Origin of the sequence: Enterococcus malodoratus, assembly GCF_027659535.1 — a bacterium.
GTDB lineage: Bacteria > Bacillota > Bacilli > Lactobacillales > Enterococcaceae > Enterococcus_A > Enterococcus_A malodoratus.
Genome location: NZ_JAQDPG010000009.1, coordinates 169,993 through 194,881, shown reverse-complemented (window position 1 = coordinate 194,881; position 24,889 = coordinate 169,993). Strand labels below are relative to the sequence as shown.

21 protein-coding genes and 3 pseudogenes are annotated in these 24,889 nt (G+C 38.6%); 22 read left to right on the top strand and 2 right to left on the bottom strand.

Annotated features, from left to right (window positions below; genetic code table 11):
- Positions 1-37: 37 nt before the first annotated feature.
- The 7 genes from PGP85_RS15500 to PGP85_RS15470 all read left to right on the top strand — a co-directional run bounded on the left by PGP85_RS15500 (position 38) and on the right by PGP85_RS15470 (position 4,678).
- Entirely contained in the window at positions 38-1,180 is a 1,143-nt protein-coding gene (locus PGP85_RS15500) for a DNA cytosine methyltransferase (protein ID WP_069017683.1), read from the top strand.
- Entirely contained in the window at positions 1,170-1,460 is a 291-nt protein-coding gene (locus tag PGP85_RS15495) for a hypothetical protein (RefSeq protein WP_061724789.1), read from the top strand. The genes PGP85_RS15500 and PGP85_RS15495 overlap by 11 nt, the downstream gene beginning before the upstream one ends.
- Positions 1,461-1,716: 256 nt before the next feature.
- A complete protein-coding gene (gene mobT, locus PGP85_RS15490; RefSeq protein ID WP_061724787.1) occupies positions 1,717-2,901 on the top strand; it encodes a MobT family relaxase in 1,185 nt (394 codons plus the stop codon).
- Positions 2,898-3,035, top strand: a complete 138-nt coding sequence (locus tag PGP85_RS15485) for a DUF3789 domain-containing protein (RefSeq protein WP_086269450.1) — start codon at positions 2,898-2,900, stop codon at positions 3,033-3,035. Before mobT ends, PGP85_RS15485 begins: the two co-directional genes overlap by 4 nt.
- 4 nt (positions 3,036-3,039) lie before the next feature.
- Positions 3,040-3,261 (top strand): hypothetical protein, encoded by a 222-nt coding sequence (locus PGP85_RS15480; protein WP_061724786.1) that lies wholly within the window; start codon positions 3,040-3,042, stop codon positions 3,259-3,261.
- Positions 3,262-3,273: 12 nt separating this feature from the next.
- A complete protein-coding gene (locus PGP85_RS15475; protein WP_069017679.1) occupies positions 3,274-3,777 on the top strand; it encodes an antirestriction protein ArdA in 504 nt (167 codons plus the stop codon).
- Between the two features lie 64 nt (positions 3,778-3,841).
- Positions 3,842-4,678: an abortive infection family protein gene (locus PGP85_RS15470; RefSeq protein ID WP_167630708.1), complete on the top strand. Its 837-nt coding sequence runs from the start codon at positions 3,842-3,844 to the stop codon at positions 4,676-4,678.
- A 6-nt stretch (positions 4,679-4,684) separates the two neighbouring features.
- Here PGP85_RS15470 and PGP85_RS15465 read toward each other — a convergent pair whose 3' ends face one another.
- Positions 4,685-5,413, bottom strand: coding sequence for a hypothetical protein (locus PGP85_RS15465; RefSeq protein ID WP_061724782.1), 729 nt, complete (start codon positions 5,411-5,413; stop codon positions 4,685-4,687).
- A gap of 63 nt (positions 5,414-5,476) precedes the next feature.
- Between PGP85_RS15465 and PGP85_RS15460 the strand changes: the two genes are divergently transcribed.
- From PGP85_RS15460 to PGP85_RS15395, 14 genes and pseudogenes are all read left to right on the top strand, one after another.
- A complete protein-coding gene (locus PGP85_RS15460) occupies positions 5,477-5,866 on the top strand; it encodes a conjugal transfer protein (protein WP_061724781.1) in 390 nt (129 codons plus the stop codon).
- Positions 5,853-8,300, top strand: a complete 2,448-nt coding sequence (tcpF, locus tag PGP85_RS15455) for a conjugal transfer ATPase TcpF (RefSeq protein WP_097529479.1) — start codon at positions 5,853-5,855, stop codon at positions 8,298-8,300. The genes PGP85_RS15460 and tcpF overlap by 14 nt, the downstream gene beginning before the upstream one ends.
- Before the next feature lie 4 nt (positions 8,301-8,304).
- Positions 8,305-10,428: an FUSC family protein gene (locus PGP85_RS15450; RefSeq protein WP_097529480.1), complete on the top strand. Its 2,124-nt coding sequence runs from the start codon at positions 8,305-8,307 to the stop codon at positions 10,426-10,428.
- A complete protein-coding gene (locus tag PGP85_RS15445; protein WP_097529481.1) occupies positions 10,425-11,429 on the top strand; it encodes a bifunctional lytic transglycosylase/C40 family peptidase in 1,005 nt (334 codons plus the stop codon). Before PGP85_RS15450 ends, PGP85_RS15445 begins: the two co-directional genes overlap by 4 nt.
- Positions 11,430-11,447: 18 nt before the next feature.
- Positions 11,448-12,359 carry a conjugal transfer protein gene (locus PGP85_RS15440; protein WP_061724777.1) on the top strand — a complete coding sequence of 304 codons (912 nt, stop codon included), beginning with the start codon at positions 11,448-11,450 and terminating at the stop codon, positions 12,357-12,359.
- Positions 12,360-12,592: 233 nt separating this feature from the next.
- The gene (locus tag PGP85_RS15435) at positions 12,593-13,498 is read left to right on the top strand and encodes a LysR family transcriptional regulator (RefSeq protein WP_061724776.1); all 906 of its coding nucleotides are present in this window, start codon (positions 12,593-12,595) and stop codon (positions 13,496-13,498) included.
- Positions 13,499-13,951: 453 nt separating this feature from the next.
- Positions 13,952-14,671, top strand: coding sequence for a reverse transcriptase domain-containing protein (locus PGP85_RS15430; RefSeq protein WP_077949807.1), 720 nt, complete (start codon positions 13,952-13,954; stop codon positions 14,669-14,671).
- Complete coding sequence (locus tag PGP85_RS15425) at positions 14,668-14,910, top strand: Rossmann-fold NAD(P)-binding domain-containing protein (RefSeq protein WP_198491779.1); 243 nt, start codon at positions 14,668-14,670, stop codon at positions 14,908-14,910. The genes PGP85_RS15430 and PGP85_RS15425 overlap by 4 nt, the downstream gene beginning before the upstream one ends.
- A gap of 210 nt (positions 14,911-15,120) precedes the next feature.
- Positions 15,121-15,412: pseudogene (locus PGP85_RS15420) on the top strand (transposase); the annotation flags it as partial.
- Positions 15,413-15,582: 170 nt separating this feature from the next.
- Positions 15,583-21,339, top strand: coding sequence for a Cna B-type domain-containing protein (locus PGP85_RS15415; RefSeq protein WP_097646351.1), 5,757 nt, complete (start codon positions 15,583-15,585; stop codon positions 21,337-21,339).
- A 237-nt stretch (positions 21,340-21,576) separates the two neighbouring features.
- A pseudogene (locus PGP85_RS15410) lies at positions 21,577-21,888 on the top strand (transposase zinc-binding domain-containing protein); the annotation flags it as partial.
- 150 nt (positions 21,889-22,038) lie between these two features.
- A pseudogene (locus PGP85_RS21380) lies at positions 22,039-22,799 on the top strand (transposase).
- Between the two features lie 395 nt (positions 22,800-23,194).
- Positions 23,195-23,623: a sigma-70 RNA polymerase sigma factor region 4 domain-containing protein gene (locus PGP85_RS15400; protein WP_061724774.1), complete on the top strand. Its 429-nt coding sequence runs from the start codon at positions 23,195-23,197 to the stop codon at positions 23,621-23,623.
- Complete coding sequence (locus tag PGP85_RS15395; RefSeq protein ID WP_002335627.1) at positions 23,610-23,852, top strand: helix-turn-helix domain-containing protein; 243 nt, start codon at positions 23,610-23,612, stop codon at positions 23,850-23,852. The genes PGP85_RS15400 and PGP85_RS15395 overlap by 14 nt, the downstream gene beginning before the upstream one ends.
- 298 nt (positions 23,853-24,150) lie before the next feature.
- On the opposite strand, the gene PGP85_RS15390 is transcribed toward PGP85_RS15395, so the two are convergent.
- Positions 24,151-24,366 (bottom strand): hypothetical protein, encoded by a 216-nt coding sequence (locus PGP85_RS15390; RefSeq protein WP_016613890.1) that lies wholly within the window; start codon positions 24,364-24,366, stop codon positions 24,151-24,153.
- A gap of 107 nt (positions 24,367-24,473) precedes the next feature.
- Between PGP85_RS15390 and PGP85_RS15385 the strand changes: the two genes are divergently transcribed.
- Positions 24,474-24,788, top strand: coding sequence for a helix-turn-helix domain-containing protein (locus tag PGP85_RS15385; RefSeq protein ID WP_069017661.1), 315 nt, complete (start codon positions 24,474-24,476; stop codon positions 24,786-24,788).
- Positions 24,789-24,889: the final 101 nt, after the last annotated feature.

The window sequence follows — 24,889 nt, the reverse complement described above, 5'->3', positions numbered from 1 at the left end:
TATCAATAATCCTCGGCTTTTTTTATTGAGGTGATTTATGACATTTTTAGATTTATTCGCTGGGATTGGTGGCTTTCGCTTAGGTATGGAACAAGCGGGTCACCAGTGTATCGGCTTTTGTGAAATTGATAAATTTGCTCGGAGGAGTTATAAGGCAATCCATGATACAAGGAAGGAGGTGGAAATGCATGACATCACAAGTGTATCAGACGAGTTTGTTCAATCCCTCGGATCAGTGGATATCCTTTGCGGCGGATTTCCGTGCCAAGCTTTTTCAATTGCGGGAAAGCGGCAAGGATTTTCCGATACTCGAGGTACTTTATTCTTTGAAATCGCTCGGTTCGCCACTCTTCTCCAACCTAAGCTTTTATTCCTTGAGAACGTCCGGGGATTGCTCAATCACGAAGGAGGGGCTACGTTCGAGACGATCCTCCGAACGTTGGATGGATTGGGGTATGATGTGGAATGGCAAGTGCTTAACTCAAAGGCCTACGTTCCCCAAAGCCGTGAGCGGGTCTTCCTTATCGGACATTCTCGAGACGCACGTACCGAACAAGTATTTCCTATCATTGGATCGTCTCCAACATCTGATCAAAACATCCGAAACTTGTTAAATATCAATCCTTCCAATCGAGGAATGGGTGGCCAAGTCTATGGTTCAGATGGGGTTGCCCCAACCTTAACCGGTGATGAAGGAATCAAAATCGCATTGCCGGTAAAGGATGGGATTTCTGTAGCGGGTATGTTACCGGGAAATTTTGAACAAGGCAATCGAGTTTATGAGGTAACTGGCACTGCCCCCACTTTGTCAACGAAACAAGGGGGAACGAAAATTATGATTCGAAAAAATGAAACAGAATATCAAGAGGTGAAGCCAGGGGACAGTGTGAACTTGGCTTTTCCTAATTCCACAAGTCGTCGAGGCCGTCTGGGAAAACAAAGTGTGCATACTTTACTAACAGGTGACCAACAAGCAGTTGTCACGGATCAGTATCAGATTCGGAAGCTAACACCTAGAGAGTGCTGGCGACTTCAAGGCTTTCCCAATTGGGCTTTTGACCGAGCTTCTCAAGTTAATTCAGATAGTCAGTTGTATAAGCAGGCCGGAAACTCAGTAACAGTTCCGGTCATTTTTGATGTTGCCAGAAGATTAAAGGAGGTAAAAATAGATGATTTATGATGAGTTGATTGGAGAAATCTACTGGGTGATTGGCAAGATTCAGTCAGATCTGGAATTGGAAGAAGAACTGTACCGGCTCAATTTTGATATTCGAAAAAATGGGGTGAAGGTCCCTGGTGATTCATATGTAATGGATGAGGAAACCGATACTCGAATTGAACTAAATCAAGTAATCACGGAACTTGAACGGATTGCGGACCTTGCGAAAGAACCGGATATCCGTCAATACTTGTTCGAGATAAAAGCAGAACTAGAAATTGAGGGGATTACCTCGGAGTAACAGGTAAATAAACCAACTGATAGGCGCTGACCGCGGGGGATTTGCGAAGCAGAAATCCTCCGTGGTGCTGTGCCTGTTCATGGACGGCGGCAGCCGGTCATGATGTCTCACCCCCCGTATCTAACAGGGGGGTACAAAAACACAAAAAATAAGCAAGCAATCATTAAGAATGCTTGTTGTATCAAGGATAGTAAGTAATTTGTATAGGTGTTAACTCATTTGAAAAAGTTAACACCTTGAATTTGGAGGCGAGAACTTGGCACAACGGAATTTAGATTACCGGTTATTAAAAGACCGACGCAACGAATATGGTGTTTCGCAAAATAAATTGGCTACGGCTTGCGGGCTTAGTCGTCCCTATTTAAATCAGATAGAAAACGGTGGCGTAACACCATCCGCAAAGACCATGAGAAAAATTTTTGACCAACTGGAAAGTTTCAATCCCGATTTGCCTTTGACGTTACTGTTTGACTATGTAAGGATTCGTTTCCCCACAACGGATGTACGGAAAATTATTCAAGAAATTCTCCATTTAAAATTTGAGTATATGCTCCATGAAGATTACGCCTTTTACTCCTATCAAGAACAATACGTCATGGGAGATATAGTGGTGATGTTGTCTCATGAAGAAGATAAAGGTGTTCTTTTAGAATTAAAGGGTCGTGGTTGTCGGCAATTTGAAACTTTTTTACTCGCCCAAAAGCGTAGTTGGTACGACTTTTTCGAGAATTGTCTAAAAGCTGGTGGCGTAATGAAACGCTTGGACTTGGCAATCAATGATCGAGTGGGGCTATTGGATATACCTGAGTTAACGAAAAAATGTCAGAAGGAAGAATGTATCTCCTTGTTCCGTACCTTTAAAAGTTACCGTTCCGGGGAACTGTTGAAAGCTGATGAAAAGGATGGCATGGGAAATACTTTATATATCGGTAGCCTCAAAAGTGAGGTTTATTTCTGCCTGTACGAAAAAGATTATGAACAATATATCAAGTTAGGGATTCCATTAGACCAGACTGAGACGAAAAATCGTTTTGAGATTCGACTGAAAAATGACCGTGCTTATCATGCGATTCAAGATTTGTTAAAAGGTCGTAGCATTGAGAGCACCACGTTTTCCATTATCAATCGTTACTTGCGATTTGCGGATAAGGTGGAAGGAAAACGGCGAACCAACTGGCCCTTGAATGAACAATGGGGGCGCTTTATTGGACGGAATCGGAAGGAAATTCAATTAACTTCTGAACCGAAACCTTATACTATAGAACGAACCTTGAATTGGCTTGGACGCCAAGTCGCCCCTACGTGGAAAATGGCTAAGGAGTTGGATCGATTGAATCAAACAGCGTATATCCAGGATATGGTACAGAATGCGCGGTTATCAGACCGGCATAAAAAGATTTTGGAGCAACAAAGTATGGCAATTGAAGACTTGATTATATGAAAAGAGGAATTTTGATGGGAATTGTAAAAGATATGTTATTGGTATTTGGTGGCAGTCTACTTGGTGTTACTGTGATGTGCTTGATGAACGCAAGTGCAGCAGCGGATCGAGCAATGGAAAAGAAAGGAAAGTGACAAGATGAATTTCGGACAAAATTTATATCAATGGTTTTTAACCAATGCTCAATCTTTAGTATTACTAGCGATTGTGGTCATTGGTTTGTTTTTAGGATTTAAACGTGAGTTTTCCAAACTGATTGGCTTCTTGGTGATTGCCTTGATTGCGGTAGGTCTGGTCTTTAATGCTTCTGGTGTGAAGGATGTCTTGCTTAATTTGTTTAACCGAATTATCGGTGCGTAAGGGGGATTCACGATGGAACAGATGCGTGTTTATATTGCGAACCTTGGAAAATACAATGAAGGTGAATTGGTGGGGGCGTGGTTTACCCCACCTATCGATTTTGATGAAGTGAAAGAACGGATTGGATTAATTGACGAATATGAAGAATATGCGATTCATGATTATGAACTGCCTTTTGAGATTGATGAGTATACACCAATCGAGGAAATTAATCGGTTATGTGGTTTAGCAGAGGAATTAGAAGGAACGCCGATTGGCGAGGTTGCTTTAGAGATTCAGCACGCTTTTTTCAATTCTTTTGAGGAGATGGTGGAGCATGTGGATGATATTATTTGTTATCCCGATTGTAATGATATGAGTGATGTAGCGTATTACTTGATTGTGGAAGCTGGTGATTTTGGAGAAGTACCGGAACATTTGAAGACGTATATTGATTTTGATGCGTGTGGTCGAGATTTGGAGATTGGAGGCAATTATTTGGTTACGAGTCGTGGGGTCTTTGAGCTATGTGAGTAAGAGTATATTGAATACTGCCCTTAAAGATACTACAATAGAAAATATCGAGTAGTATTTCAAAGGAGTGGAAGTGGTGAATATTGATGAGGCTAAACAGCTTGCAAATTATTTTTCAGACGGCTCTCCTGGATATATATTGGAGTTCAGTAACCTCGAATGGGACCTATACACTAAGAAAATAGTTGGATTTGGAATTCAAGAAAGATTTGGTGGCTCTAAAGGAAATTCCTTCAAAGAATTTCTTGTCTTAGAGGATATTAGTGATCACATAAAGTTCAAATTAATATATTCATTAAACGAAACTATGAAGCAAATCACCGCCATCCGCCAATTTGAAAATCCAAGCGATTATAAACCGCCTAAAATGAATCCAATTGTAACCCTATTGATTGAAGAGGCATATCAGAAGAAGGATAGCGTAAGATTAATTAATGGAACTAAATTTTCAAAGGAAGTCAGTTTAGAGTATATTCAACAACTTCCAACTCGTATAAGTAAGGACATCCAAAATGAAGATTTCGATTCTGTTTTGACAAAATCAAATACTATGATTGATGAAGTCTTGAAATATATCATCGAAAACACAAAGGGAAAAAAGATTGATAATAATATTGTAAGATCTAAAGATTTAAGAAATGAAGTCTTTGAGAGGCTAAATATAAAAATTGACAAAGATATGGATAAGAGAATAAAAGCTTTAGTTGGGGCTCTAAATACATTGTCAGATAAAATTCTTGAGATGAGAAATAGTCAAGGAGATGCCCATGCTCAGGGCTCTAAGAGGATTGCAATTAATGAAGAGGAAGCTATCCTTACTGCGAATTCAGCGATGATTCTATGTGAGTATCTATTTCGAAAGTATAAAAAGAGAAAAAGGTGTAGTGATGAAAAAGAGAGTTGATAAAAATCAACTCTCTTTTTCTATCTTTTCAATTTTTGCGAATAACTTCATAAGAATGCTAGTTTGTTCAATAACAAATTCTACTTCTAGATCAGTAAATGTCTGACTATGCTTAACATTTTCATTTTGATAGCTTATAAGTCCTTTGATAATTGAACGGACCAAATTGATTATTTCTTTTGGAAGGCCTTTTTTTCTCAATAAGGGTAGAAGTTCCCCATCGATAGGCTGGTTTTCTAAAGACTTTGAGTTTTTTAAAATATCCTGCATAAAAAACTCAAAGGCCAGCCTGATACTATCTAAAGTGTAACGGTTATAGATGCTGTTGTCGTATGACTGTATGGCCTTTTCAAACTCTTCTTTTGCTCTTGAGGAAGCAGCCAACCAAGTGTTAGTTTCATTGATGATATTTCTATCTATTTTATCACTAGAATAAACTGAACCATAATTTTTTAGTAACAGTTTTAAAACCTTAGCAACGTCTTTATTTGCTGGATTTTGAGTAAGCACTCTTTCACAAAGATCTTTTATAATTTTAAATTGCTGTTCTTCTGTGAAAGCTTGTAAATTATTTTGAATCGCGGTAGCCTTAGAAGTAAAGTTCGGAAAGGGAGTTGAGACAAAGGGAACAGAAGCGTTAAATTCTGCTCCATATTCAGCAAATAAAGTTGCAATCTCAGTTCCCGAGTAAGCTTCGTTAAGTGTTCCACTTGCCATTGTTACTAAGTTTTGCATATGTACCTCCTTAAAAAATTAAGCATGATGTTTATATTATATTAGAAAGTGAGCCAATTGAATATGAAAAAAATAAAAAGCTATACCAGTATTTGGGCAGTTGAAAAGGTCATTTATGCGATTAATGACTTTCAACTGCCTTTTCCTGTGACTTTTAACCAGATGGCTTGGTTTGTTTTATCCTTGCTGTTTGTCATCGTATTTGCCCATATGCCTCCGCTGTCTATGATAGAGGGGACATTTTTAAAATACTTAGGTATACCGGTGGCGGTTACTTGGTTCATGTCGCAAAAAACGTTTGACGGTAAGAAACCATTGGGATTTTTACGATCCTTTATCAGTTATCACTTGCGATTTAAGGTCACTTTTGCAGGAAAGAAAGTCAAAGAACAGAAGAAACGATGGGATGAACCCATTACTCTTGTAAGGAGTGTGAACTATGTACCCGATTAAGTATATTGAAAATAATCTTGTCTTTAATCAAGAGGGAGAATGTTTTGCCTACTATGAGTTAATACCTTACAATTACTCCTTTTTGTCACCTGAACAGAAGTATCAAGTACATGATAACTTTCGCCAATTGATTGCACAAAATCGTGAAGGCAAGATTCACGCCTTACAAATTGCCACGGAAAGTAGTATTCGTGCCACACAAGAGCGATCGAAAAAGGAAATTACCGGTAGACTCAAAGAAGTCGCGAAACAACGAATTGATTTACAGACAGATGCATTAGTATCCATGATTGGCGATAGTCAGATTGATTATCGCTTTTTTATTGGCTTCAAACTGATTGCCACAGATGAAGAAGTCAATCTAAAAAGTCTCAAGAAATCTTTCTTTTCTGGGCTTCAAGAATTTGTCTATGGAGTGAATCATCATCTAATGGGTGATTTTGTTTCCTTATCTAATGAAGAAATTCGCCGATATACCAAGCTTGAAAAACTAATGGAAAATAAATTGACTCGAAGATTTAAAGTCAGACGAGTCACTCCCAGTGATCTGACGTATTTGATTGAACATATCTATGGTGAAAAAGGGATACCGTTTGAAGAATATGAATTTCAGCTACCAAAGAAAAAGCTAAAATCCGAAACGCTGGTGAAACGTTATGACCTTCTACGTCCCAGTCGTTGCTTGATTGAAGAAAAGCCTCGTTACTTACGGATAGAACACGAAAATCATGAATCGTATGTAGCGTATCTGACAATCAATACGATTGTAGGGGAAATGGAGTTTCCTTCCTCAGAACTTTTCTATTACCAGCAACAACAATTTACATTCCCAATCGACACAAGTATGAATGTAGAGATTGTGACGAACAAGAAGGCATTAGCCACCGTTCGCAATAAGAAAAAGGAACTAAAAGATTTAGACAATCACGCCTATCAATCCGACAATGAAACAAATTCTAATGTTTTAGATGCGTTGGATTCTGTGGACGAATTGGAAACCACCTTGGATCAGTCGAAAGAATCCATGTACAAACTGAGTTATGTGGTTCGAGTAAGTGCCGAATCAGTAGATGAACTAAAACGCCGCTGTGATGAAGTGCTTGACTTTTATGATGATACCAATGTAAAACTAGTCCGGCCCTTTGGCGATATGATAGGGCTACATGAAGAATTCTTACCTTCAAGCAAACGCTACATGAACGACTATATCCAGTATGTGACGTCTGACTTTTTGGCGGGGCTTGGTTTTGGGGCTACACAGATGCTAGGAGAATTGGAAGGAATTTACTTTGGCTATAACGTAGATACGGGGCGAAATGTCTACCTGAAACCAGCATTGGCCTCACAAGGGGTAAAAGGTTCAGTTACCAATGCTTTGGCAGCTGCGTTCCTTGGTTCTCTTGGCGGCGGAAAATCTTTTAGTAACAATCTTTTAGTCTACTATGCTGTCCTTTTTGGTGGGCAAGCTGTGATTGTCGATCCAAAAGGAGAACGAGGTGGTTGGAAAGAAACCTTGCTAGAAATTGCAGATGAAATTAATATTCTCAACTTGACCAGTAAGCCAAAAAATCAAGGCTTACTTGATCCCTATGTCATCATGAAGAAAAAGAAAGACTCAGAAAGTTTAGCAATTGATATTCTGACCTTTTTAACAGGAATTTCTAGTCGAGATGGGGAGAAGTTTCCAGTGTTGCGTAAGGCCATTCGGACCGTTACCCAAAGTGAGCAACGAGGATTGCTACAAGTCATTAATGAACTTCGAAATGAAGGCTCACCAGTTGCGGAAAATATTGCCGATCATATCGAGTCTTTTACCGATTATGATTTTGCCCATTTGCTTTTCTCAGATGGTTCGATTACCCAGTCGATTAGTTTAGATAGGCAGTTAAATATCATTCAAGTAGCGGATTTGGTTTTACCAGATGCAGAAACCACTTTTGAAGAATATACCACCATGGAATTGCTTAGTGTTTCTATGCTAATCGTCATTTCCACTTTTGCCTTGGACTTTATCCATAGTAATCGAGAAATTTTCAAGATTGTGGACCTGGATGAGGCGTGGAGTTTTCTTCAAGTAGCGCAAGGAAAAACGTTATCGAATAAATTAGTGCGTGCTGGTCGGGCCATGAATGCCGGTGTTTACTTTGTCACACAAAACAGTGATGACTTACTGGATGAACGCTTGAAAAATAATATCGGGTTGAAATTTGCGTTTCGAAGTACCGATATTCATGAAATCAAGAAAACTTTGGAATTCTTTGGCTTAGATCAAGAAGATGAAAGCAATCAAAAACGTCTACGAGATTTGGAAAACGGTCAATGCTTGATGCAAGATTTGTATGGTCGAGTAGGTGTGGTCCAAGTTCATCCAGTCTTTGAAGAACTCTTCTATGCCTTTGATACCCGTCCGCCGGCTCAAGAGAGGATGGGGTGAGGGTATGAAAAAGAAACTTTTTCGGATTGTGGGGATAATCGCAATCAGTCTCTGTACCATGCTACTTCTTCTCAGTCTGATTGGAACGGTGGCCGAGGCAACGGGTCTGGTTGATGATACAGTTGAATCCGGAAATCTTTATTCCCAATATTCACTTGGTAACTATCAACTAGATTTCTTTGTGGATAGCTCTTGGGATTGGCTCCCTTGGAATTGGGGTGATGGCCTAGGGAAGAGCGTAATGTATGGTCTTTATGCCATTACCAATTTTATTTGGTCCGTAAGTTTGTATTTATCGAATGCTACAGGTTATGTAGTTCAAGAAGCATATAAGCTGGACTTCATTTCGGATACGGCTGAAAGTATTGGAAAAAATATCCAAACCCTAGCCGGTATTACCGAAAATGGACTACAGACATCGGGATTTTACTTTGGGTTTCTATTATTAATGATTTTAGCTCTAGGAGTTTATGTGGCGTATACCGGATTATTAAAACGAGAAACCACTAAAGCAGTTCGGGCAGTGATTAATTTTGTGATGATCTTTCTGCTTTCAGGTTCCTTCATTGCGTATGCGCCTACCTATATTACAAAAATCAATGACTTTAGTTCAGATGTCAGTGAGGCGGCACTTAGTCTCGGGACTAAGATCGTCGTACCGAATTCTGAAAGCCAGGGAAAAGATAGTGTGGATTTGATTCGGGATAGCTTGTTTTCCATTCAAGTCCAACAACCTTGGTTACTCTTGCAGTTTGATGATTCAAATATAGAAGAAATTGGGGAAGAGCGGGTCAACAACATACTATCTGTCAGTCCGGATGAAAATAAAGGGAAGGATCGAGAAGAAGCGGTTAAAGCTGAGATTGAAGACAATGACAATGCGAATCTAAGTATTACCAAGACCATGAACCGTTTAGGGACCGTGGTCTTTTTGGTATTGTTCAATATTGGGATTTCCTTCTTTGTCTTTCTTCTGACTGGGATTATGTTGTTCTCGCAAATTCTCTTCATTATTTTTGCGATGTTTCTGCCAATTAGTTTCTTATTGTCCATGTTGCCGACTTATGAGAGTTTGGGCAAGAAGGCGATTATTCGTTTGTTTAATACAATTATGATGCGAGCGGGAGTTACTTTGGTAATCACGACTGCATTTAGTATCTCTACCATGTTTTTCAATATTTCCGCCACCTATCCCTTTTTTATGGTAGCTTTTCTGCAAATTGTGACCTTTGCCGGCATCTATTTCAAATTGGGTGACATTATGAGCATGTTCAATCTCCAAAGTAATGATAGCCAGTCAATGGGTAGACGCGTCATGCGAAGACCGCAAATGTTGATGAACCGTAAATTGCGACAACTCAATCGAAATGTGGGGCGAACTTTAGCTTTTGGTGGTGGTGCAACAGTTGGAAATAAGCTCGCAAAGGAACAATCAAAATCCAAATTTAAGCCATCCGATTCTTCTCTACGAAAGAACTCACGATTACCTAACGATCAAGAGGTACCGCCTGTCTCGAATAAGGAAAAGCCAATTTCAAATAATAAGAACCAGTCTCGAATGAATTTAGCCGGGAGAAAAGTCGGCAAAGTTCTGGATACCCAAGCTTTAGTGAAAGATAAGACTAAACAAGTAAAGGATCAAGTACGGAATACGCCGACCAACTTGAAATATAACCTCCATAAAGGAATCGAAAAGACGAAAAAAGCACCAGAAGAATTCAAGCGTGGACTTGTCCAAGAAAAAGCAAATCGAGCGGAGTTGCGAGAAAAACAACGACAACGAAGAAATGCGAAAATGGACGAAAAACGCAAGATACTGAGTGAAGCTACAAATCGTCAGGGAAAAAGAAGGGCGAATATTCCAATAGATAAAGCAGCTCAACCTCAGAAAGATATGACGCAGAAAAAAGAAGCACCAAAGCGGATTATGAGAGCAAATCTGAATCCTGAAATCAAACGAAAACTAGCTGGTCAAGAAATCATTTCAAAAGGAATAAACCAATCCTCAGGAAAGAAAAATTCTTTTCAACAAGTGAAACAGAGGTCTACTCTTCCAAAGCGGACCAATCAAAAAATACAAAAAAGAATGAACCCTCGTTCAAAACCAAGGTCAGGTGAGAAAAAATGAACTTGAAAAAATTGGGTGTCATTTCATTAACCTTCCTGACCATCTCATTTATGGGAATTTTGATGTGTGTGGGTTTGTTTTTTGGGGAAGACAGTGAAGGAAGTGGGAGTACTGGAACTTCTCCTGGAGGTAGTAGTGTCGCAGAAGAAGTTTTGAAACACCGGGCAATGGTGGAAAAGTATGCCAAAGAATCGGATATAACAGAGTATGTTCCGATTCTTTTGGCGATTATTCAAGTGGAATCTGGTGGCACAATGGAAGACGTTATGCAAAGTTCGGAGTCAGCCGGCTTACCACCGAATTCGTTAAATACCGAGGCATCCATCAAACAAGGATGCCTCTATTTTGCGTCTTTGGTTAAGCGTTCCAAAGAACTAGGTTGTGATCAAGATAGCATTATTCAGGCCTATAACTATGGTGGCGGGTATTTGGATTATGTCTCGGAAAACGGAAAGAAGCACAGTTTTGCTTTAGCAGAATCTTTTTCAAAGGAAAAATCAGGTGGTCAAAAAGTCGATTATCCTAATCCCATCGCAATCAAGGAGAATGGTGGGTGGCGGTATAACTATGGCAATATGTTTTATTGCTTATTGGTGAAACAATATCTGATCACCACACAGTTTGATGATAAAACAGTCCAAGGAATTTTTGACGAGGCGTTTAAGTATGAAGGAACGGCCTATGTATTTGGTGGCTCAAGTCCCGAAACGGGTTTTGATTGTAGTGGCTTGACCCAATGGTGTTATGCCAAAGTTGGTTTGAAACTTCCTCGGGTGGCTCAGGATCAATATGATGCCATGACTCATATTGATTTAAAAGATGCCAAACCAGGTGATTTGATTTTCTTTCATTCAACCTATGATGCCGGTACTTATGTGACTCATGTGGGGATTTATGCAGGAGAGAATCGCATGTTTCATGCAGGAAATCCAGTGGGCTGGACAGATCTAACAGAAAGCTATTGGCAGCAGCATCTTATCGGAGCTGGCCGCTACAAATAAGAGAAAAGAGGAATGAACATGAAGATAAAAATTGAACGAAACCAAAAGGAAAAGATCCCAAAAAAGAAGAAAGAACGAGTCATTTCAGTGGGCAAGCATCGAAAAATGGTGCTTGCCCTTTGGCTTTTATTGTCTTGTAGTCTTGCTTTTGGCATCTACAAAAATTTCACCGCCATTGATCAGCATACGACTCATGAAAAAGTGGTAGTGAAAGAGAAGGTGGTGAATACTTCTGGGGTTGAAAGTTTTACGGAGGATTTTGCGAAAGAATACTTTTCGTGGAAGAATAACAAGGAAGTAGTTGAAAAGAGAATGAATACTCTTGGACAGTACCTTACAGAAGAAGGTCTCGCTTTGAGTCAAGATATGGTTCGAGCGGATATTCCCACTAGTTCTGAAGTTAAATCTGTAAAAATTCTAGATGTTGAAAAGAATTCAGTAGAATTTGTTGTTTCGTTTTTAGTGGAGCAAAAGATTACAGAAGGGAAAAAGACACAATCAATTTCCTCTGCATATCGAGTGACAATTTTTGAAGATGAAAAAGGGAATCATATTGTAACTAGTTTGCCGACAATGGTTGCAAAACCTGATAAGGCAAAATATGAGGCAAAACAAGTAGAAAGTGATTCGGAAATTGATGCCAAAACCACAGAAGAGATCACTGAATTTTTAGAGACATTTTTCAAGCTTTATCCAACAGCATCGGAAAAAGAACTTGAGTATTATGTTGAAAATAATGTGATTCAACCGATTAATACAAATCTTCAATTTGTAGAAATAACTAATCCTATTTATTTTGAAACAAAGGATTCGGTTCGAGTAAAAGTCATAGTGAAATATCTCGATGATGTTGAAAAGGTGACTCATGATTTTCAATATAACTTATTGTTATCTAAAGGAGAAAACTGGAAGATTACCAATTGCGAATAACGTTCTAAGATGAGTTCAAAAAGTATATAGGTAACCAATTATTGTAAACTTGTACAATATGTCGTAGTTGAGGCATAATAAAGAAGTAGTTGTATTAACAATTTCGATAAAGTCCTTGAAATATGAAACAACAGTTTTTTTAAAATTTTATCAACAGTAGAATTTTATCTAATAAAAAAATAATTATCTATTGCACAGATACTACTTAAATCTTTCCCTAGGGAGGTGAAACAATGTTATTACGACAAATGCGTTATTTTGTTTCGGTGGTTGAGAATAATAGCTTTACAGAAGCAGCTGAACAGGAATTTATCTCACAATCTGCAATCTCTCAACAAATTCAATCATTAGAAACAGAATTGGGCACTGAATTATTTATTAGACAGCATCGAAAGTTTCGTTTAACTTCATCTGGGGAATATTTCTATCAAGAGAGCCGGCAAATATTGAGTCGAATTGATCGAATTATTTTGGAAACCCAAAGAATTGGAAGCGATGATGCTCATCTTAGAATTGGCTATTTACAAGTTTATGGAGGACCTGTTTTACATCAAGCGATTACCGAATTTTCAGAGAGTTATCCTGAAGTAGTGATTGATTTGATCCATGGGACACATGAGGAACTTTATCAAGAGTTGCTCCAACAAACAGTTCATTTGGTTTTGAGTAATCAAAGAAGGGCTTTTTCAAAAGACTATGTCAATCTTGAACTCATTCAGCCAACAACGTTTATTGAGATTTTGCGGCGTAATCCTTTAAGTAAACAAGAAGTAATAAATGTAGAAGATCTTTCAGAAATTCCTTGTATCTTGATAACTTCGAAAGATCAATTGGAGCATGAAGAAGCTTTTTATAAGGATACCTTAGGATTTTCAAATCAGTTCATTTATGCTGGAAATCTGGAAGAAGCTCGTCTGATGGTTGCTAGTAATCGTGGATTTTTACCACTTGAAAAAATTGGTTCTCAACCATCACCACTTTCAGCGACGACTAGAATTCCTGTTCAAAAAGCTGGTAAACCGATTATCCGAAAATACTGTGCGTTTTGGAAAAAAGAAGGTACCAACTATTATGTAAAAGAATTTGCTAGAATGTTAAAGAAAAATATTCAAGATAATACTAAACAGGGTCTTTCGTGATGAAAGGCCCTGTTTTTTGGTGCGCCCTGCATGGGCAATAACTTGGCGGTGAAAGTCCGTTACAGGCTTGGCAGTAGGAACTGTTAGTGAAAGGCAAGGTGGCAATCGCGAGGTTGTAGCTGAAGGAAGCCGGACGCAAACTCCTGAACTGACGAACAGAAACTGGATATAAGGCAGAATTAGGTCGGATAAGTCTGCAAGACAAGGCGAAGTCTAATACTGCCTGAAACCTATACAGTAAATCCAGCAGTTATATGGGAGGAAAGTTATTGCTCTTACCGGGGGAGGTCTTACGAGGGTGTCGTGTAAGTTGAATGATAACGAGCCAGCACAATCTTAATGGTGACATCAGGATGAATCGTAAGAAGTCAGCCGAGGTCATAGTAGTAGCCATCTGACAGGCTACGAAGGACTGAACAATAATAATCTTGAGAAACTTAGGAGGTGTGAGAAGTGCGACAATCGCAGAAAACAGAACGATCTGACTATCGTCAAAAGGATAGTGTGGAACACGAAAGATATGACGAAGTGCGTAGCACTTCTTGCGGTGAACAAACAGACCAAGATGGTGTATCAACTCTGTTTGAGAGAATCCTGTCAAGGGATAATCTCAATCGAGCTTACCTTCAAGTGGTCAGAAATAAGGGAGCAGCGGGAGTGGACGGTATGACGTACGACCAACTGCTTCCCTACTTGAAGGAGAATCGTGAGGAACTCCTGAATCAACTTCGCGAGGGTTCATATAAACCCTCACCAGTACGGCGGGTAGAAATACCCAAACCAAATGGTGGTAAGCGGAAATTGGGGATTCCCACGGTCATCGACCGTATGCTTCAACAAGCAATCAATCAAGTCTTACAACCAATATTTGAAACTGAGTTCTCCGAGAATAGTTTTGGGTTTCGTCCAAAACGTAGTGCGCAGATGGCAATCATACAGGCCAAGTCGTATTACGAGCAAGGTTACAGATACGTTGTAGACATTGATATGAAAGCTTATTTTGACACCGTTAATCACGATAAACTGATGTACCTTATCGAAAAGAAAGTTCAAGATAAACAGGTCTTGTGCTTGATACGTCGTTATCTCATGAGTGGAATTATGGAAAATGGCTTGGTTCATCCTTCGGAGGAAGGTACGCCGCAAGGTGGAAACCTATCACCATTGTTATGACGATCGTGGAACCTAGTGGCGCACGAACGCAATTTCGCTATGGCAGTGCTCAAGTAGCAAATTTGATGTCCGAATATAATGGAAATCCCGCGTATGCCTTTTTAACGATGTTAAATCCAGACAATGGCTTGGCTGCTGGTGATCCCGAAAAAATGGCTACCCGTATCATTGAAAGTGCTGATGTAAATCCTGCACCAATGCGCTTGGTTATAGGCTCACAAGCTTTAAGCTTTAACTGACACAATCAAAGTCTTAGATGAGCGAATCAAACAATTCGAAGCGCAAGCAGCTATTGCGGCTTCTACTGATATCCTTGATTAAGGAAAAATCGATACGCCTTTTATTTTGAAGTACTTTTCAAGCTGCATTAATAAGAAACGAAATGTTTTGTTAAATTAATACTACTGGAGGGAAAAAGATGGACTATGTAAAATTCGGTAACACTAGCATTCGTTGATTGTATGGTATGTTACTTTGCGAGAAAATTATGAAGCCAAAGAATATGCTGTATACACTATCTTTGGATATGATTTCAAGGAAAATCAGGAAATTTTAGTGTTATGATTAAATCAATTAGAATCTAAAAATCTCTGGATACAAGTATTTGCTGAACTGGAAGTACGTGGTGTTGAAGATGTCTTTTTCATTTCGATGGACAGGGTTTCTGACCTCGAAGAAGGGACAAAAACTATCTTTCCATTAGTAATTGTTCAGAGCTGTATTATTCATTTTATTCGAAATATATAACCTTCTCGGCCAAACCTTTCAGCAACATGGTTTACTATCCTTGGATCGGCACCTACTACTGCAAAATTCTGTTTATCCAATTTTAATTCAATGTATTGTTATATAGGTTCTTATTGTTTATAATTATAACAAAGTAGAGCAAATTCAACGATGGAGGGGTTAAGATGAATAGGAAAAAGATTGATCAGTTTGAAGGGTTGAAAAGAGTAATGCCTGTGATTATGTTAATTGTATTGCTATTACAATCAGTATTTTCACCAGTCATATCGGTTGCAGAAACAATCGATACCCGGGAAGATAAGAATAGTGCTGATATACAGGAGGTGAAGCTGATTGATAACGAGGAAGATTCAGCAAAAATTAATGTTATGTTATTGTTGCATAATACAACAGATACTGAGCAAACTTATGTCTTCAACACCAACTTACCGGTACAAATAGAAAAAGATACAGAAAAAATAGAAGGAGTTACAGTTACTACAATAGATAATAAAATAGAAGTAAAAACAGCCGCAACGACTAATCGAGCCTTTACTTTGAAACTAAGTGTTACTAAAGTAGGTAAAGATGATCAAACTTTCACTGTGACTGGTGTCAACGGAACTCAGGAAATTTTAGTTCCTGGTCAAGTACGCGAAAGTGAAACGAAAGCAACGACAACAAAAGAAATAACTGCTGGAGACAATGGAGAGTCTGACCAGACAAGCACTACCTCAGAAAGTTCAACGAGTGAAGTGAGAACCACAACTGAAAGTGAAACGGCAGATTCCACTGTAGCTCCTGAAGGGAAGAAAGCTTCTGCACAAGCAGAACCTCGCAAGATCAATGATTTACTCCATGATGGGGATAGCCTTATTACCGGTGTTGATTTAAAGATCGATGATAAATCTGTTGAAGAGGGGCAAGTCATCAATCCAGATGCCATGATCGAATTGCTTTATAACTGGACCATTCCTGAATATCTTTTAACAGGCGATGAAAATGGCCTGCATGCCGGTGATTATTATGAAACAAAATTACCGGAAGGAATTCAATTCTCTAATGTTTCCGGAAGTCTTGGTGATTATGGCACTTATGAAATCAAAGACGACGGTACCCTGCGTTTAACGTTTAATGATAAAGTGGAATCCGAACACGACATCAAAGGAACAATCTCCTATATGCAATATTTGGATACTGATGAGAATGCAGGAAGTACAACCATCATTTTCCCAGTTGACGGGGGCGACAAAGAGTTTAATGTCGTTGTCAAGCCTGAAGGTGGTCAATCCATCAGCAAGGCAGCAACCAATAATGTCAAAGAAAGTAAAGTCACTTGGGAAGTTTCCATCAATACGAATTTGGAAACCTTAAATAATGCAACGGTCACAGATCCGATGCCTGAGGGCCTAAATTTAACAGGAGTTAAGGTGTATCGTCAAACCGTTGATAAAAACGGTAAGGTCGTAAGTGTTGATAAAGACCATCCTCTAATCGAAGGAAAAGATTATACCAAAGATGGAAATGTCATCAAATTTATCAACGACTATGCCAAAACCAATGATTCTTTCCAACTCGTTTATGAAACAACGGTGAAAGATTCTGCTATTCCAGCAGCAGGCGGCGATGTTAAATTTAATAATACGGCCACATTAAAGGATGATAACACTGACGAACAAAGTGCTAAAGCCGAAACGACGATGACCTATGGTAAGTTGATCGACAAGACTTTTGGCAAAACAGACGATGACAATTACGGAACTGTCTATAAATGGCAAATCAAATACAACTATGGCAATAAAAACTTGCCTGCCAACTCACATGTAACAGATACTTTAGGCAATAAAAATCTAGAATTCATTCAAGATTCCATTGTGGTCAAAACAGTTTCTGGAAAGACCTTGGAAAAAGGCAAAGATTATACGGTGATTTTTGATGGTCAATCAATGAAAGTCAACTTTACCAACGGAATCGATGAAGCAGTCAATATCGATTATAAGACGAAATTCAATAAAATAATCGATGATGATGTAAAAGGCGATGAAGCGAAATTAACTAATTCCGTAAAAACCGATACTGGTTATGAAACTGGCAGCGAAGGTACAATTAATACAGATGGCTTAGTCAAAGAAGCCAATATTGATTATGACAAGCGGAAGATCAATTGGACGATCACCATCAACAAATTCAAATACGAAATGGCTAACTGGTACCTGGAAGATACCCTTTCTAAAAATCTCACTTTAGACCCAGACTCCATTGTTTTAAAGGAACAAGGGGGTAAAACTTTAGTCAAAGATATTGATTACAAAGTAACAATGGACGGTCAAAAATTCAAAGTGGAATTTTTGGGTGATTTGAAAAAAGACACGGATAAGACCTATGTTTTAACTTATACGACTGATTTTGCTCGTCGTGAAGGGGATTTAAGCAACGGTGCTAGCTCCCATTGGCAAGATCACAGTGGCGATAACCATACCAATACGACAGAACATAAACCAAACATCAAAAATGAATATAAGGCCGATGCAACTAAGGGTGGGGCTTATAATGCACAAAATAAGCACATTACTTGGACGACAAAAGTCAACTATACTCAAGATGCTTTGAAAGGTGCAATGATCACTGATCCGATTATCGGTAATCAGGACTATGTGGACGGGTCGGCAAAATTGTATGAAGTGAAGATCATTGCCAACGGAAATGTTAGTCGTGGTGCTGAAGTGACAAATGCAGATATTGCTTACGATTCCGCATCAAAAACAGTCACGGCAAAATTACCGGATGGCAATAAAGCCTACGATCTCGTTTTTGAAACATCTTTAGAAGGAAAGGTAATCGATCAGTCACAATATAAAAATACAGCGACCTATAAAAACGGGGCTACCTATCAAAAAGACGTTACCGCAACAGTCAACGTGAAACACGGCAATGTCTTTGCTGATAAGTCTGGGAAACAAGATCCAAACAATGCCAATTATGTAACTTGGGCAGTGACCATCAATCCATCGCAATCAACCATGAGTAATGTAGTGATTACCGACACTCCTTCGATCAACCAAGTGTTGGCGGAAGATTCCTTTGCAATTTATGGAACGAAAGTCGATCAAGCTGGCAATATCACCAAAGATGCCAGTGTGGTATTGGGAAAAGGCAAAGATTATACTGTAGATATTGAAACAAATAATGAGATTGGCCAACAAGTGGCTACCATTAAGATGAACGGGACGATTGATAAAGCTTATATCATGGAATACAAAGCCTTGATCATGCCAGAAAATAACGGCGAAAATACCTTGACCAATAAGATCTCGATCAAAGGTGACGGACAAAAAGAAGTAGAGGGCAACACAGAAGAAAGTACGAAAGTTGTTGTTTCTATCGGAACCGGAGAAGGATCAAAATCCTCTGTCAATATTGTCAAAGTCGACGCTGATGATAATAAGACTCCTTTAAAAGGTGCCGAATTAGAACTTTGGTCGGTAGACAAGGATGGTAAGAAGCAACAAATCGTTCGTTCGGGTGTAACAAATAAAAAGGGCGAATTGAAATTTGGGAACTTGCGTGCAACGAATTATTTGCTGGTTGAAACAAAAGCTCCTGCTGGATATACGATCAGTGATGAGCTGAAAAATGGCAAAAAAATTAAATTAGAAGCAGATAAAGAAGGACAAGAAGTCGCGACTCTAAAGGTTGAAAATGCTGTTCCAGAAATCTCCTTTAATAAAGTAGATATAAAAGGAAAAGCTTTAGCCGGTGCTGTCTTTGCGATCAAGAATGAAGATAGTCGCTATTATAACGGACTCAAAGCGGATAAGACCGTGAAGTGGGCCGAACGCGGCGAAATTTCAGCGGATACCAAAACAGCTTTAACGTCAGATGAAAATGGGAAAGTAACCGTCAAAGGACTTCCGGTAGGGGAATATCAACTAGTTGAACTTTCTGCACCAGATGGCTATGAAAAATCGGATAAAACCATTGATTTTGAAGTAGTCAACAAAGATGGTCAAATTAAACTGAAAGATGCCATTGCTGATGTAGAAAACGAAGCTACTCAATTTGTCGATATTCCAATCGAAAAAGTTTGGAATGACAAGGATAACCAAGATGGTATCCGTCCAGTTAAAGTGACTGTGGAACTTCACGCTGATGGCAAAGCTAGTGGAAAAACCGTAGAATTAAATACCGAAAATGATTGGAAAGCATCATTTAAAAAACTAAGAAAAACTGATGCAAGCAGCAAAGAAGAAATCAAATACACAGTTAAAGAAGTCGATCCAGACAAAAATTATAAGAGCGATGTTACTGGAACGATGACAGGCGGCTTTAAGATCACCAACAGCTATGCACCAAAAAAAACTGAAGTGAGTGTCAAGAAAGCTTGGGATGACAAAGATAACCAAGACGGTGTTCGCCCAGAAAGTATTAAAGTTCAACTTTATGCGGGGGATAAAAAGGTCGGCGAAGAAGTCGAATTGAATGCAGCCAACGAATGGACCACGACTTGGAAAGATCTTGACTTGAAAGATAAGGGTCAAACGATTGACTATACGGTCAAAGAAGTTGGCGAAACAAATGGCTACAAAGTAGAAGTTACTGGAAATGCCAAAGACGGTTATACATTGACTAACAGCCACACCCCAGCAACAGTTGATATTTCTGGCACGAAGACTTGGGAAGACAATGATAATCAAGATGGCAAACGCCCAAAGGCGATCACAGTTCGTTTGTTAGCAGATGGTAAAGAAGTAGATAGTAAAGAAGTGACCGCAGAAACCAATTGGACCTATGAATTCACTGGTTTGGATAAATATAAATCTGGTAATGAAATCAGGTATACGATTCAAGAAGTTTCTGTACCAGAATATTCATCTGAAGTTGAAGAATTTGATGTGACCAATACGCATACACCTGGAAAGACCAGTGTCAATGTGGTCAAAGCCTGGGATGATGCTGATAATCAAGATGGAGTCCGTCCAGATCAAATTAAAGTTGTCTTAGTTGCTGATGGTGTAGTAACTGATCAAGTGAAAACATTGAATGCAGCGAATCATTGGCAAGCAAGCTTTGCTGATCTTGATGAATACAAAGCAGGTAAGAAAGTCACTTATGAAGTGCAAGAATTAGCTGTTGAAGGTTATGAATCAGTGATCAGTGGTGATGCTAGCAAAGGTTTTGTTATTACTAACAGCCACACCCCAGTAACAGTTGATATTTCTGGCACGAAGATTTGGGATGACAATGATAATCAAGATGGTAAACGTCCAGATGTCATCACTGTTCATTTGTTGAAAGGTACAGAAGTTGTGAAGACAGTTAAGGTCACTGCAGACAATGACTGGAAATATGAATTCAAGAACATGCCAAAATTTGAAAATGGAGAAAAAATCCAATATAGTGTTGCCGAAGATAAGGTAGAGGATTACTCTTCTTCTATCAAAGGCTTTGATATTACCAATAGTCATACACCTGGTAAAGAAAATGTCAATGTCACGAAAGTTTGGAAAGATGATGATGATAAAACGGGAGTTCGCCCAGACAGCATTACTTTCAAACTTCTGGCAGATGGCAAAGAAACAGGTAAGACATTGAAATTGAGTGCCAAATCAAACTGGCAAGGAAGCTTTGAAGACTTGGATGTTTATAATAACGGGAAAGAAATCAACTACACCATTGAAGAATTACAAGTGAAAGGTTATGTTTCCAATATTCAAAAGATCGGAAAAACCACTACTTTTGTTGCAAGAAATACACTATTACCAACAAAAGAGAAGAAACCTGGCCCTGGTGGCAACAAATCAGGATCTGACAATAAACCAAGTAGTTCAGGTCGATTTCCACAAACCGGAGAAACTTCTGACTGGTTCATTTCGATGATTGGGTTACTGTTGATCGTTACTGCAGGTGCGATTTACTTGTTGAAATACAAAAGAAGAGCTTAATCAATCTAATTGGAAAGATCTCTTTTCTTTGTCAATAAGGACTGATGAGTTGTGCAAAATCAAATGGCTCTTTGTCAACTAGTGTTGTTTAGCAATTTCCTTATAATTAAGAAGGACTTCGGTTCTTCTTTTTTTGTTAACATTAAAGGAAGTATATCTTTTTGAAAGGATAAGAAAGCCTATGCGACAAGGTTCTTATCCCTTTTCATTTGTCTGATTTCTCGGTAAAAGAAGCCAATGAAAAAGAATCTTCTTCAAGCCATTTTTTTTGATGAACATCAAAATTGGCATCGTTTTTTAGAACGGTATGGGCGACGAATTCGTCCAATTATTAAGAAGGAAGTAAAAAAATTCCGTGATTGTGGAGATCTTCGAAAAAGGTATCGTTTACTCGTTTGCGAAGGGTGTCACAATGAAAAACTCATTCCGTTGCGTTGTAAAGGAAAATTCTATCCGAGCCGTCCAATGGGAGAAAGCCAAAAATGGTCGAAAGTAACTGCAAATGATTTATTTCGAGTAGTTCATCGACATGTGATATTTATGATTGGTTAAGGATTCAGAGATATTTTTTTAATTGAAGAATATCGAGAAGAATTATTAAAAAGGTAGATTTTATAATAAACTTAGCCACTTCATAAAATAAAAAACATCATTACCCAATTTCATGTATTATTGAAGTTCCCACACAATCAATAAAGGATGAATTGTCCTGAGGATTTCACATATTTACGCAAAGGCAAACACCTTAAGTATCAGGAATGAAAAAAATTGAAGCTTGGAAATAATGTGACCGACCGCTATCCAATCGTGCAATCGCAAAATTACTCGACCGGCTCCTCAAACAATTCATACTGAAGTAAAAAACGGTACGGTCCGTCAAATTAAACGTCAAGTGCAAAAAGGAAAAACCTATGGCTATGAGCCCTTCGTTTATTCCGCCGATGCTGGTCAGGATTCTTATGAAAGAGCTCAAGTAAACTGTCGCAAACAACCAAAATGGGTTTCAGTCCCAGACTTCATGGCGTATGCTGATCATCAGATGAAGAAAGAAAAGTATTCACCCGATGTCCATGTGGGACGTGCAAAAAAACTGAACTTATTTCCCCATGAAGAGATTCCTTGCACGACAACGCTGTACAACTATATTGATCTTGGCTTAATGGAAACAAAAAATATTGACCAGCATCTCAAGATTCGGCGGAAAACCAACAAATCGCGAAACAGACGAAACAAAAAAATTTTTGGCGATCTGATCGAGAAACGACCAGATATGGCGGATAAACGGGAATGCTTCGGCGCTTTATCCCGAAGGGAACACGTATGGAACATGTATCCCTATCATTGATACGGCGTGTCCAAGACTGAATGAACACGTTACCAAGAAAAATATTAGGCTACGCCACTCTCCCCGTGAGTGTTTACTTGAAGAGATGTCGAAACTTGCGCTCACTGCCGCATGAGCTTGATGATGAGCCTCCTTGGCATGATGGTCTTTGGACAGTTCTTTGGAGTTAATCTCAGTACTTCTGCCCAATCTACTATGCGCAGTGCCATGCCCGAGCTCATTTTCAAGCGATGCTAGATAGTGTTTTAAATAGAATAACTAGTGAATTTCAATAAGTGGCTAAGTTCTACTTGAAATTTGCGTCTTATATATATAACAAATTTATGAAAAGCAAGATAAGATATTAGCTTTAACTGTTTGTGAGGCGTATAGACAATTTCTGTCTGTATGCCTTTTTTATTTTTGAAAAAAATTTAGTTTTTTCGAAAAATGCTCACTCCCAAATTGTAGTAATAATGGAAAGGGATAGAAGTAAAACGAGTTGAATGAATTCTTTGAGGAGGAAAATTTATGGGCGACTCAGGGGAAACCCACATTCGACACGCGTTTGACAGTTTTTGTAAGAAAGTAGTCCGCAACGAGGCATTAAACATTCAAAAGAAATACGCTAGATTTCGCCAACGTCAAATCTCAATGGAGATATTGAAACAAAAAGGACTGGGTACAGAGTTTTATTATTCAGAACCAAATATGAATAGTAGTGGTAGCTTTATTGTCCTAGGTATAAAGATTTTTATTTCAAATGAGGAGTTGGCAAATGCGATTGCAGCATTATCTAGTCTAAGACAAGAAATCATTTTGATGTCCTTCTTCATCGGTCTCAACGATCGTGAAATTGGCGATATTATTGGGAAAAGTCTCGGCAGTGTTTGGTACCAACGACAAGTGGCCTTGGAAGAGTTAGGAAAGTATTTGGGTGGCAATTATGAAGCAAAATAAACGATATATACCGTTTATACCAGTAGCTACTATTGAAGCCGCAGTCTCTGGTGATTCAATCGCCATGTCCATCGTTCTGTCAAAATATCAAAATTATATATCACGATTAGCCATGAAACCTGTCTATGAAGAAGAAAAAGGAATGGTTATGTACGTAGATGAATATATGCGTAGACAACTGGAAACGAAATTGATTGAGAAGATACTTGAATTTGACACAACTCGTTAAAGTATTTTTTCCCTTTCCTTTTCATTCTATGGAAGTTTTTTATCGGTTTAAAATAAAGGATTTCCATAGGCTGAAAATAGCCTAACGCTCTTTGATAAGTGAATAGTAAATCTATCAGTACATGTAGATTACGATTTTCTAGTAACGCCATGACTGGGTTATCCTTTGAGCGACAAATTTAATATAAAAATCATAACTACGATAATGAGACTTCCGTAACCAAATTGGCCCGCCATTACTGGGGGGAGGTGAAATTCCTATGTGCTTTGGCAGAGCAGCTGATAGATTAGAGAAACTACTATTTCCATATTTCGATTTTGGTTGGCATATTTTTCATGCCAAATTCTGTGATTTTAATAGCATCGGCAAGATTTAATTTTTCTACAGCCCTCTCTCCACTTTTAAGTTTTTTTACTGTACTCAAATTGATTCCTGTTCCGGATGCTATTGCATTAGCCGTAGATTTTTCAAGAATTTCTTTAATTATTTTTATGTCTGCAATTCCTTGTTTCATATTATTAATTCCTCTTTTCTAGTCCGTTTTGATGGGATACTGGAGTGGTTTTTTACAATTTTAAGGGGGTACTGTGGTGGTCTTTTTGAATTTAATAGAGAAGGGTGATGGAGTTGGAAGTTAAAACAAATATTAATTCTCTGGAAATAGAGTTCTATTCAATTTTACAAAAAAAACTGGAAGATTACACGGAAAAATTGCTTGCAGTTAGTCATTTACCTCTGGTTTTAACGAATACTGATTTAAAGCGACTATTTCAGATAAGTGATAGCACATTGAACCGTTTAGTAAAACTTGGTGAGTTTCCTCCCTGTTGGTATGGGATTCGGGGACACTATTTTCGTGATGATGTTTTAGAATGGATGAGAAAGAGTGATTCAGATGATTATCGTGAAAAATTGCGACTTCTTCGATCTTTGTAAGTTATCTTTTCTTTCTAAGATGCGGTACAATGATTTCATAGATAGAAAGATTTCCAAAGGGTTTCTGCTTGTTGGGTTCCTTCAAAATAGGAGGAATCAAT

Coding starts and splice junctions, on each gene's coding strand:
- PGP85_RS15500 (WP_069017683.1), top strand. CDS start 38: ATGACATTTTTAGATTTATTCGCTGGGATTGGTGGCTTTCGCTTAGGT.
- PGP85_RS15495 (WP_061724789.1), top strand. CDS start 1,170: ATGATTTATGATGAGTTGATTGGAGAAATCTACTGGGTGATTGGCAAG.
- PGP85_RS15485 (WP_086269450.1), top strand. CDS start 2,898: ATGAAAAGAGGAATTTTGATGGGAATTGTAAAAGATATGTTATTGGTA.
- PGP85_RS15480 (WP_061724786.1), top strand. CDS start 3,040: ATGAATTTCGGACAAAATTTATATCAATGGTTTTTAACCAATGCTCAA.
- PGP85_RS15475 (WP_069017679.1), top strand. CDS start 3,274: ATGGAACAGATGCGTGTTTATATTGCGAACCTTGGAAAATACAATGAA.
- PGP85_RS15465 (WP_061724782.1), bottom strand. CDS start 5,413: ATGCAAAACTTAGTAACAATGGCAAGTGGAACACTTAACGAAGCTTAC.
- PGP85_RS15460 (WP_061724781.1), top strand. CDS start 5,477: ATGAAAAAAATAAAAAGCTATACCAGTATTTGGGCAGTTGAAAAGGTC.
- tcpF (WP_097529479.1), top strand. CDS start 5,853: ATGTACCCGATTAAGTATATTGAAAATAATCTTGTCTTTAATCAAGAG.
- PGP85_RS15450 (WP_097529480.1), top strand. CDS start 8,305: ATGAAAAAGAAACTTTTTCGGATTGTGGGGATAATCGCAATCAGTCTC.
- PGP85_RS15445 (WP_097529481.1), top strand. CDS start 10,425: ATGAACTTGAAAAAATTGGGTGTCATTTCATTAACCTTCCTGACCATC.
- PGP85_RS15440 (WP_061724777.1), top strand. CDS start 11,448: ATGAAGATAAAAATTGAACGAAACCAAAAGGAAAAGATCCCAAAAAAG.
- PGP85_RS15435 (WP_061724776.1), top strand. CDS start 12,593: ATGTTATTACGACAAATGCGTTATTTTGTTTCGGTGGTTGAGAATAAT.
- PGP85_RS15425 (WP_198491779.1), top strand. CDS start 14,668: ATGACGATCGTGGAACCTAGTGGCGCACGAACGCAATTTCGCTATGGC.
- PGP85_RS15415 (WP_097646351.1), top strand. CDS start 15,583: ATGAATAGGAAAAAGATTGATCAGTTTGAAGGGTTGAAAAGAGTAATG.
- PGP85_RS15400 (WP_061724774.1), top strand. CDS start 23,195: ATGGGCGACTCAGGGGAAACCCACATTCGACACGCGTTTGACAGTTTT.
- PGP85_RS15395 (WP_002335627.1), top strand. CDS start 23,610: ATGAAGCAAAATAAACGATATATACCGTTTATACCAGTAGCTACTATT.
- PGP85_RS15390 (WP_016613890.1), bottom strand. CDS start 24,366: ATGAAACAAGGAATTGCAGACATAAAAATAATTAAAGAAATTCTTGAA.
- PGP85_RS15385 (WP_069017661.1), top strand. CDS start 24,474: ATGGAGTTGGAAGTTAAAACAAATATTAATTCTCTGGAAATAGAGTTC.